Consider the following 3,133-nt stretch of genomic DNA (forward strand, 5'->3'; position numbering starts at 1 on the left):
ACCGAAACATGGCAGTTGGTTGAATATCGCGGAAATTGAACTTAGCGCGATGTCCAGCCAATGTTTGGGACGACGCATCCCTTCGATCACCGAATTGGCTCACAAACTGTCGGCATGGGAACATGCCCGAAACCAAAACCAAAAGGGCGTGGACTGGCAGTTTACTACCGACGAAGCAAGGATTAAGCTAAAACGCCTTTATCCACAATTTAAGAGTTGAAAGGGTACTAGTGCAGCAGTTCGGATGCAAAGAGATGTGACATAAGACGAAAGAATTCTACTAATTTACACGGCCTAAACCTGCACGTCAGCGATACCGGAAACGGACTTCGCCTTTGGGTAGCAAGAATCCCCCGGATTCATCCGCGGGGATTGTCAAAAAGAGTAGAATCTGTCGTTTCAAGAAAGTGTACAATGTCTTTGAGCACAGCTTCATTTTCTTTCACAAAATCCTCGGAAGAAAGGCTTGAGGATGCTAAATGTGTAAGCTGTACATGAATGAGTATGTTTTTATATGAGAGGATCGAATTAAAGTCTCCTGTATTCCCTTGAACATCTGGCTTGTAATAAAGCAGGTTATTTCCCTGATTAACATCGGTATAAATCCATCCTGTAATCATCTTATACCCATTTTTAACATCTTCGTAAGTTAGAAAATACTGTGTTGAATCCTTGAAATCATTACGTAAAGTTAAATTTTTCTTCTTACCAAAAGACATCTCATCATTAGTTATAATAATGGTTGGATTTTTCAGTGTCGAATCGGTTAGCTTCATTGGAGCACTTGAAAATTGTAATTGGTCTTTTATAGAATTCACTACTTTTACGTATTGATCATAGGAAAGCACATCTTGTGTGTTCTTCTTATCAGTGCTTTTGCTATTGCAGGCAGTTAACGTAAGGACTATTGCTAAAACGATAATGGGATACCGGATTATTCTCATTACAAGCCTCCAGTTTAATGAAGTAACACTAATGAAATGAATTCATCAAATCATTCCATTAGTGTTTACTTATTATAACATCAATACTGGCCTGAGGTGAAATTCAAAACGGATGTGCTGGTATTGGATAAAGGAGACCATCCGCCTTCATTCGAATTTGAAATTGTATTTCCTGTAGCATAAAACGTTCCTGGGGTCGAAAAATACAAATATTCTTTATACTTCGCAGTCCCATTTGAATAGGCACCTGGCAAAGCAGCGTCAATATAACCTGTTTTTCCAGGAGACACGTCAATTTGGTAAAGTATTGTAGAAGTGGAACTGGTAGTATTAGTTGAGGTATACGAACCTCCAAAAGTAACACCTAGCTTTTCAAAATAATTTTGTTTGAGTTCTGCGGTGGCACTAACTTGAGCGGTAACTGCCCACTGTGAAGTAACGGCGGTTGCTTGTGAGTAACTTAGTTTTGCAACACCTCCGGTACCGTTGTAAGCTTGCGTATGACCAACATTATAGTGATAAGCATCTTGAAAACCGTAATCCATTACGTAACTGTTAGGGATATATTCATAATAATAACTGCCATTCCAATAGTTATTCGCACTGACTTCACTATTCGCTGAAGAAAAAATATTAGTCCCGGTAGAAATAATATTAGTCCCGGTAAATGGAGAAACATCCAACACAGTTTTATTTCCAGATGCATCAGTTTTATAGCCTTTGAACGGTGCGATAGGATCTTGGGTTACTTCCCCTCTCGACCAAGTTCCTTTTAATTCTGGTGTCTTATCTTTTGCTGCAAAGGTCGGCACACTTAAACTACATGATAGTACCGAAATGGCGAGAAGTGAACACGCTTTCTTGAACATAGAACTTCCTTTTCTCAAATTAATCCTCTCCTTAAATATAATTATGAGGCATTAAATCGGATTCCCAAATATTGGATTATAGGAATCTTTTAAAACTATATACTATACTGAATTAGAAGTAAATTATTATTTCAATATAATAAAATAATTATAATTTGGAGTAAATTGGATTTAAAGGGACAACGTGAAAGTTTTTATGCCTCTTCGCTAAATGATGTTGGTTTGAAAATACAGAATACCGCCGATGCTAGGAATAATCTATGAAAATTCCTGTGCGGAGGTCTGTTGAATGGAAAAGATGCAAGAAGATCTGGATATGTTTCAATTGGCGTTAGATTGAGGAGCCATGGTATGTAAGCTATCGAGAGCTCGATATAAACGTGGAATTGCACTATAGGGCTGATTGAAGAGTTTTGCTGCGATATGTCCGCTGCCTTCATATCGGGAATAGAGCAACATTTTCCGAAAGCGCAAATCACGTTCGATAAATTCCATGTGATGAAAATGGTAGGTGATGCTGCTGATCAAGTTCGCCGCGAAGAACAAAAGGAAGTCGATGAACTCAAAAAGAGTCGCTATGTCTGGTTAAAAAATGAAGATCGTTTAACGCCTGAACAGAAGGAAAAGCTGGTGAAGCTAAAGGATATGAACCTCCTGACAGGAAGGGCATATCGGATTAGACTGGCATTGCAAGAACTATGGACTTACCCTGCCATATTAGCTGACCTGTATTTTGGTAGCTGGTACAGTTGGGTAGTTCGCTCCCAGATCGAACCCATGGCCCAGGTAGCAAAATCGCTAAAACGACACGAAGAAGGTATTTTGCGATGGTTTCAAACCAAGATGACCAATGTCTGTTAGAAGGGCTCAATAGCCTCATTCAGGCCACAAAATGTAAAGCCAGAGGGTTTCGTACGGTTGAGAATTTCATCGCCATGGCCTATGTAACAGTAATAAAATCAAGATTGCAGTACAACCACATTAAAGTAAAAAGAATCGCTTCAGCGTGGAGACACAACCCGCTCATCTCGCCGACTCGATTCCCTTGTCCGCTATGGTTTTGCTCTTGAGCAAACATTTGAAAACCGTGCGGCGTTTGTCGCGGCAGTGGAGGACGTACTTGGTGCCTATCAGTTGCCTTACAATGCTGACTGTCCAGTCATTTGTATGGACAAAAAACCTTATCAATTACTGAATGAAGCTAGAGAACCGATTCTGATGAAACCGACCAAGCTCTTACGGGAAGACAGCGAGTACGTCCGCAACGGGACGTGCAGCATTTTTATCTTCACGGAACCGTTAGCGGGCTGGCGTCATGTC

The 3,133-nt window shown here is 40.3% G+C and carries 2 protein-coding genes and 2 pseudogenes; 2 read left to right on the forward strand and 2 right to left on the reverse strand.

Going from position 1 to position 3,133, the window contains the following annotated elements:
- A pseudogene (locus AC6RNO_RS36465) lies at nucleotides 1-220 on the forward strand (hypothetical protein); the annotation flags it as partial.
- Nucleotides 221-359: 139 nt separating this feature from the next.
- Here AC6RNO_RS36465 and AC6RNO_RS36470 read toward each other — a convergent pair.
- Together AC6RNO_RS36470 and AC6RNO_RS36475 are read right to left on the reverse strand one after the other, a co-directional pair.
- A complete protein-coding gene (locus AC6RNO_RS36470; RefSeq protein ID WP_474686209.1) occupies nucleotides 360-944 on the reverse strand; it encodes a hypothetical protein in 585 nt (194 codons plus the stop codon).
- A gap of 80 nt (nucleotides 945-1,024) precedes the next feature.
- Nucleotides 1,025-1,831, reverse strand: a complete 807-nt coding sequence (locus tag AC6RNO_RS36475; protein WP_474686211.1) for a hypothetical protein — start codon at nucleotides 1,829-1,831, stop codon at nucleotides 1,025-1,027.
- 405 nt (nucleotides 1,832-2,236) lie between these two features.
- Between AC6RNO_RS36475 and AC6RNO_RS36480 the strand changes: the two are divergent.
- Nucleotides 2,237-2,883 (forward strand): annotated as a pseudogene (locus tag AC6RNO_RS36480) (transposase).
- Nucleotides 2,884-3,133 lie beyond the last annotated feature (250 nt).

The organism is Paenibacillus sp. sgz302190, from assembly GCF_059820445.1.

Coding starts and splice junctions, on each gene's coding strand:
- AC6RNO_RS36470 (WP_474686209.1), bottom strand. CDS start 944: ATGAGAATAATCCGGTATCCCATTATCGTTTTAGCAATAGTCCTTACG.